Raw genomic sequence first — 6,000 nt, 5'->3', positions numbered from 1 at the left:
AATTTCATTAAGGAATTGAGCAAACTTATGCACAAATTTTTATGTGTCCCAAAAACCTTTTTGAACAACAAATCGTTTTTCGGGTCAAGATATTTTTCAAATTTTTCCATATTTACCTCCTATCTAGAGGAAAATACTATTTGCACCACCGTCAAAACCATAAAAACAAGAAAAATGCAAAAATGAACGTCCCCACAGCCCCCTCTCCATCTTGGAGATGTGGCTGTGGGGAGAGGTTGATTATTTATGACTTTCATTATGAACGGCGGCGAAATAACAGGCAACCGTAATACGATTGGAGTGGTGGTGCTTGCAGGCAATTTTGCTCCCCATATTCCAATGTTTAACTCTGCGCTTGCGCTTGGGCAGTTTGTTTCGCAGACCAATGACAGAGAAGCGATTGCTCCTCGTGTTTTCAATTCGAGCGGGGGGTTGCAGTAGTCGAGGGGGCAAAAGATTTTTTGCTTGTTCGGGGGTGGCGGAATGTATATTATATGTATAAATGATATGAAAACTTGAATAATCGAGGTGGGATATGGAAAAATGGCAAGAAGAAATGGCTGCAATCAGAGCGGCAATGGCGGACACTATGAAAGGTTTTGCTGAGATAAGGGAACAGCAGGCAGAGAACTTAAAGGGTTTTGCTGAAGTTAAGAAATTGCAGGCGGAAAGCACCGCCAATCTTACGCGCATAGAAAATTTACAGGCAGAGCAGTGGGAAAAATATCTCGACAGTATAAAAGAAACTAACATAAAATTTGGCGGTATAGACGATGCCACAGGTCGCATAGCCGAAGATTATTTTTACAACACTCTTAAAGAAACAAAAACCTTAGGCAATGTCCATTTTGATATTGTCGATAAAGACGTTAAGGGCTACGTTCCGGGCAAAAACGGCGGCACAATTTTCGGACAATACGACATAACTCTTATAAATCAAAGTTCCATCGGCATAGTCGAAGTAAAAAATTCGGTAGAAACCAAAGATGTAAATAAATTGCTAAACGAACAAGTAAAAAATTTCAAACTGATATTTGATAAATACGCAAATTATAAATTCTACTTGGGAATAGCAGGACTTACTTTCACCAAACCCGCCGAAGAAGCCGCCCGAAAATACGGTATGGCAATTTTAAAATTAAAAGGCAATATCGTAGAAGTCCAAGACAGCGATTTGAAAGTGTATTGACAGGCGATTGCTCCTCGTGTTTTCAATTCGAGCGGGGGGTTGCAGTAGTCGAGGGGGAGGGAAAGAGAAAGGCAAGGTTTTGTGGCTTGCCTTTTTGGTGGTGGTTTAGAGGGCTTTTATTTATTTACCTAATTTTGCTTGTAGTTCGGCTATTTGCAAGCGCAAATGTTCATTTTCGGCATCTTTATCTGCAAGTTTCGCGGCTTGTTCCGCAATTTCTTCTGCTTGTTCTGCGATTTCTTCTGCTTGTTCTGCGATTTTCTTATCTTTTTCCCCGTAAGTTTGCTCTAAATACCGCTGATAATACAATTCCTTTTCAAGTTCCTTGCGCACTTTCTCATCCGCCGCGGCGTGTTGTAAAACAGTCAACAGATTTTGAATTTCGGGAATATCTGAATTCATAGGAAAACTCTTTGTCGTTTTATCCTCGGAAGCAAAATTATCTTGGGCAAATATCGACAAAACTGCGTCAAGTTTTGTGTTCAAACTTTGCTTAATCCTTTTCGTCTGCACAAAATATGCCTTATGTGTCAAATGCTCCACAAAATTGTCGTGAACAGTTAATTTTTGATTTGTCTGCAAATCTTTGCATTCAGGAAAAGCGACAAATGCAGGAGAATTAACCGACAAATTAAATCCGAGTATATATATCGCGATAATCGGATATTCCGTTCTTTTATATTCTACGGCTAAATAATCTCTAAAACGGGGAATGTCGCCAAAATTTCCCGCTTTCTGTATTTCTATAATCACTGTTTTTGTATTACCGTTTTTATCTTGTATCTTTGCGGAAAAATCTTTTCGATAAAGAGTAAGCGCCCCATTTTTTTTGTTGGGATCGGTATGCTCTTGAATCCTTGCTTCGAGAGATACTATTTTACAATCCAATATCGTCCCTACAAGAAACCTTGCGATTTTATTATTTTCCATAAGACGTTTGAACACCGCATCATATATCGGATTGGCAATTACCACATTTTCTTTTTCCATTATTCCCTCCTTATTTATTAGGATAAAATACGTTTTGCCCCGCCAACAAAACCACAAAATGAGGAAAAATGCCAAAATGAACGTCAACCCTACCTTTCCTCCATCTCCCAAAACCAAGAAAAACAACCATTGGCATAATTATTGAATACAAACAACGTGTTTCCGCGCTTTTTTTAAGTATAAATTGGATTTTTAACGGTTTCAAAGCGTGAAAGGCAGAAAAATCTTTATGAAAAATGGGCGTTTTCTGGCAAAAGAAGAAAAATTTGCAAGTGTATTGAGCAAGATAGGAAATATCTGTTCAGTTGTTTCTATATCTGCAATCGCGCTCGTAGCCATATCTGCAATTTTAGTCAAATTTTTTGAAATCGAACACGTTATCCTGCTTTTTATTGCGTTTTTAGGTCCGGGAATTGCTACGGTTTTCGGAACGGTTTCGTTTGCTTCTACGATTTACGGCTGGTTTCGATATATCGTTTTAAGAAAAAAAGTGGACAAAAAAGGAGAAGCGTTAAACGAGGCGGGTAATCAATTCGGAGATTTTTTGTCGAACCTTCCCGATATGCTCGGACAATTCTTTTCTATGGTTTTGTCGCAAGCGGGAAGTATTGCGCTTGTTGCGTCGGTGGCGGCTTCTGCCATAACTTACGTTCCTGCTATAAACGAGGCGCTGAATTACAATGTCCGTCCGCCTCAGATTGATAATATTATTTCGGAAATTCGCTCGATTTTCGGCGCTGAAGAAGAAGTCGGCGAAGGGTATTCCATTAAAGACGACGTCGATGATACAGACGGGAATGTTATAGAAATTGAACAAATAATAGAGCTTCCCCCCGAAGAAATTTACGAAGAAGAAATTCCGGAAGCGCCGCGTATTATCAGAAATATTGTTCCCGAAGCATTGCCGCCGCCCGAAGAGATTTTCACCTTGTTTACGATAACGGGACAAGTGGATTTGCGCGCCAATAATTTGATAGGCGAAATTGTATCGATAGAACTTTTGTCGGAGGACGACAGGATTGTTTCTCGTACTCGCAGCGACGGGTACGGGAATTACGTTTTTATGCACGTTCCCGAAGGCGATTATCGAATAAGAGTGCGGCACGATTGGTTTGAGAACGCTTACGGCGAAACTTTCACGCTTAACAGAAATATGCCTCATCAGCACGGAGTTGTCTCGCTTGCGGCGTTTGACTGGGCGCCTATTTCGATTTTTATGGCTGATACTGAGCCGACGGTTGTCGAAGAGCCGATTATTTTGGCAGAAGCGGAAACTGAGCATGAACCTGCCGCTCCCATCCGTTTGGTGGCGAGAGGCGGTCGCAGTCTTATGTATTCCGTTCGTCCCGAATTGCTTATCGGCAGCGCTTCGGCGGGCGTGGGCGGAAGCGTTGGATTGGGTATGATAGGGCGCGGCGGATTTTATTTTTCTATGGATCTAAGATACGGTCCCAACAGGGCTCTCGGCTCAAATTTTTACGGCGGCGATTTTAATTTCGGCTGGATGTTTAACAGAGATGGTTTATTCAAAAATGTGCTCGGACTAAGCGTCGGTTATCAATATATGTCTTCGGTTATGAATATAAAAGATTTTGGACTTGTTATTTCCGAGCGAGAAGAAGATAATTACGGATTTGGCGGCGTGTTCTGGAAAGTTCTTTTGGGCAGGCGCGGAAATCTCGATATTACCAACAGATTGCTTTTCGGGCACAGGATTTCGGGCATTTATACGGAAAGTATGTTGCATCCGCCTTATCGCATAGAACGCGAGACTAAATTAAATATGACATATTCGCTCGGAATTGGCTGGACTTGGATAAGAAACAGAAGCGCCGTAAGAATAGTGGATACCGCAAACGCTTCGCCGCGCAGAAATCCAAACCGCAACGCTCGACGAAACGCAAGAATAAAAGCGCTTATTATAGATACGGGCGCGGGCGCGGTATCGGACGCAACTCGAGTAGATACCACAAGAATAGAGGCTGTTGCAGATACTCCGCGGCGAAGCGCAAGGCGAAGTTCGCGAAGAGAAGCTCGGAGAAATTAGACGAACAAAATTAAAGATTATAGAAATTAACGCGTTTTTGTTTCGGCATTTAAGGCAAATAGTATTTTATCCCTTGATTACTTGATTGTTTTTAAGAATTATGGGAGGGCACCGTGTTTAAAAATCTAAAATTAGGTACAAAAATCAGAATACTTAACCTGTCTTTGCAGGTTATTTCAATCATTAACGTGGTGGCTGCCACCGCTCAGATGTTAAACGCAAGAGACGCGACGGCTTATATGGCAAATCAGGCGTTTCCGACAGTTATGTCAACTCAGAATATTCTGGCGACAAAAAGCGAATTAAGCGCTGTGTTGCGCGAGTATAATATCAGTTCCGACGTTCAAACCGCTCAGTCGAGCAACGAATTATTCAGGCAATTGGAACGCGATTTTACGGAGACCCGAGATTTGCTGAGAACGTCGTCGGGGCTTAAGCAATTCAGAGAAAAGTTCGAAAATATTTATCCAAATCAACACAGGGCGTTAAATGTTTATTCCGATTCGATATTTGCGATTGCCGCAAGACAAGCCCAACTGAGAGAAGCGTTTAGTTCCGCCGATATTGAAGCGTTGGCGACCGCAAGAAGAACGGCTGTGCGCAGTCATTTATCCGAAACAATGACGGAATATTTGCGCCTTTTGGAAATCCGCGACGGACTTTTTACAAGGCAGATGATAACTTTGCGGGCAATAAACGACGGCATAGAATCCATTAGCGACGAAATTATAGTGATGTCCACTCAAAGAGCGACTTTGACCCACAATTTGCTTACTTTCGGCGTTATTTTAATGATATCGTTGGTTGTTGGCGCGTTAATAATCGGACAAATATTGAGCGTTGTCGGCATTCAAACCATTGTATCGCCGATTTCCGCCGTAATCAAAGGGCTTTCGGGCGGAAGCGACCACGTTCGGAACGCCTCGGTCGAAATAACAAGCACATCGCAACAAATGGCGACGGGCGCGGCGGAACAAGCGTCGAACTTGCAGGAAATATCGTCGTCGCTTAAAGATATTACCACTATGACCAAACGCACCGCCGAAAACGCCGAACGCGCCGAAGGGCTTGCCCAAGAAGCGTCGAGCAAAGCAAACAACGGACAAGAGGCGATGAATTCTTTGTTGAAAGCGGTGGATCAAATCCAAACATCCACCGAAGAAACGGCGCAAATATTAAAAGATATTGACGGAATTGCTTTCCAGACAAAACTTTTGGCTCTTAACGCGTCGATTGAGGCGGAACGAGCGGGCGCGGCGGGTAAGGGCTTCAGCGTTGTTGCTACCGAAGTCAGAAATTTGGCTATGCGAAGCGCCGAAAGCGCGCAAAAAACCGCAGGTCTCATAAGAAGTTCGCAAAAAAGCAGTAAGCAAGGCGTAAATTTAGCGCAGGAAACAGCGGAAGTAATCGGAAGTATCGCCGAGGCGTCGAGCAAAATATCGTTAATCGTAAGCGAAATTACATCGGCTACTCAAGAACAGGCGAAAGGTATCGACCACGTAAATAACGCTATGTCAAATATGGACGAAATAACGCAATCGAGCGCAAACAGAAGCCAAAAATTGGCGTTAAGCGCCGAACAGTTGAGCGCGCAGGCGTTCATAATGAACGACTTGGTAGGAGATTTGATAGGCGTAGTTGACGGCGACGACGCCAAAAAAACCAGAGCGAAAGTAGGCGAATTCTCAGCAAAACCGACAAATTTAATGCTTTCGTATCAAAGTTGAAAATTTAAAAGCGCCTGTAATATAGAAGCGGGAATAACTTACGCTCC

At 42.8% G+C, this 6,000-nt stretch carries 5 protein-coding genes; 4 read left to right on the top strand and 1 reads right to left on the bottom strand.

Translation table 11 applies throughout. From position 1 onward, the window contains the following. The first annotated feature begins 246 nt into the window (after positions 1 to 246). Together FWE23_08205 and FWE23_08200 are read left to right on the top strand one after the other, a co-directional pair. Complete coding sequence (locus tag FWE23_08205) at positions 247 to 441, top strand: hypothetical protein (GenBank protein MCL2845416.1); 195 nt, start codon at positions 247 to 249, stop codon at positions 439 to 441. 94 nt (positions 442 to 535) lie between these two features. After that, a complete protein-coding gene (locus FWE23_08200; protein MCL2845415.1) occupies positions 536 to 1,189 on the top strand; it encodes a hypothetical protein in 654 nt (217 codons plus the stop codon). 120 nt (positions 1,190 to 1,309) lie between these two features. On the opposite strand, the gene FWE23_08195 is transcribed toward FWE23_08200, so the two are convergent. Then, positions 1,310 to 2,179, bottom strand: a complete 870-nt coding sequence (locus tag FWE23_08195) for a hypothetical protein (protein MCL2845414.1) — start codon at positions 2,177 to 2,179, stop codon at positions 1,310 to 1,312. A 229-nt stretch (positions 2,180 to 2,408) separates the two neighbouring features. Here FWE23_08195 and FWE23_08190 point away from each other — a divergent pair, with 229 nt between their 5' ends. Next, positions 2,409 to 4,226: a carboxypeptidase-like regulatory domain-containing protein gene (locus FWE23_08190; protein MCL2845413.1), complete on the top strand. Its 1,818-nt coding sequence runs from the start codon at positions 2,409 to 2,411 to the stop codon at positions 4,224 to 4,226. A 113-nt stretch (positions 4,227 to 4,339) separates the two neighbouring features. After that, positions 4,340 to 5,953 carry a methyl-accepting chemotaxis protein gene (locus tag FWE23_08185; GenBank protein MCL2845412.1) on the top strand — a complete coding sequence of 538 codons (1,614 nt, stop codon included), beginning with the start codon at positions 4,340 to 4,342 and terminating at the stop codon, positions 5,951 to 5,953. Positions 5,954 to 6,000: the final 47 nt, after the last annotated feature.

The organism is Chitinivibrionia bacterium (genome assembly GCA_009779925.1).
Taxonomy (GTDB): domain Bacteria; phylum Fibrobacterota; class Chitinivibrionia; order Chitinivibrionales; family Chitinivibrionaceae; genus WRFX01.
This window is presented reverse-complemented; position numbering and strand designations above follow the sequence as displayed.

Coding starts and splice junctions, on each gene's coding strand:
- FWE23_08195 (MCL2845414.1), bottom strand. CDS start 2,179: ATGGAAAAAGAAAATGTGGTAATTGCCAATCCGATATATGATGCGGTG.
- FWE23_08190 (MCL2845413.1), top strand. CDS start 2,409: ATGAAAAATGGGCGTTTTCTGGCAAAAGAAGAAAAATTTGCAAGTGTA.
- FWE23_08205 (MCL2845416.1), top strand. CDS start 247: ATGACTTTCATTATGAACGGCGGCGAAATAACAGGCAACCGTAATACG.
- FWE23_08200 (MCL2845415.1), top strand. CDS start 536: ATGGAAAAATGGCAAGAAGAAATGGCTGCAATCAGAGCGGCAATGGCG.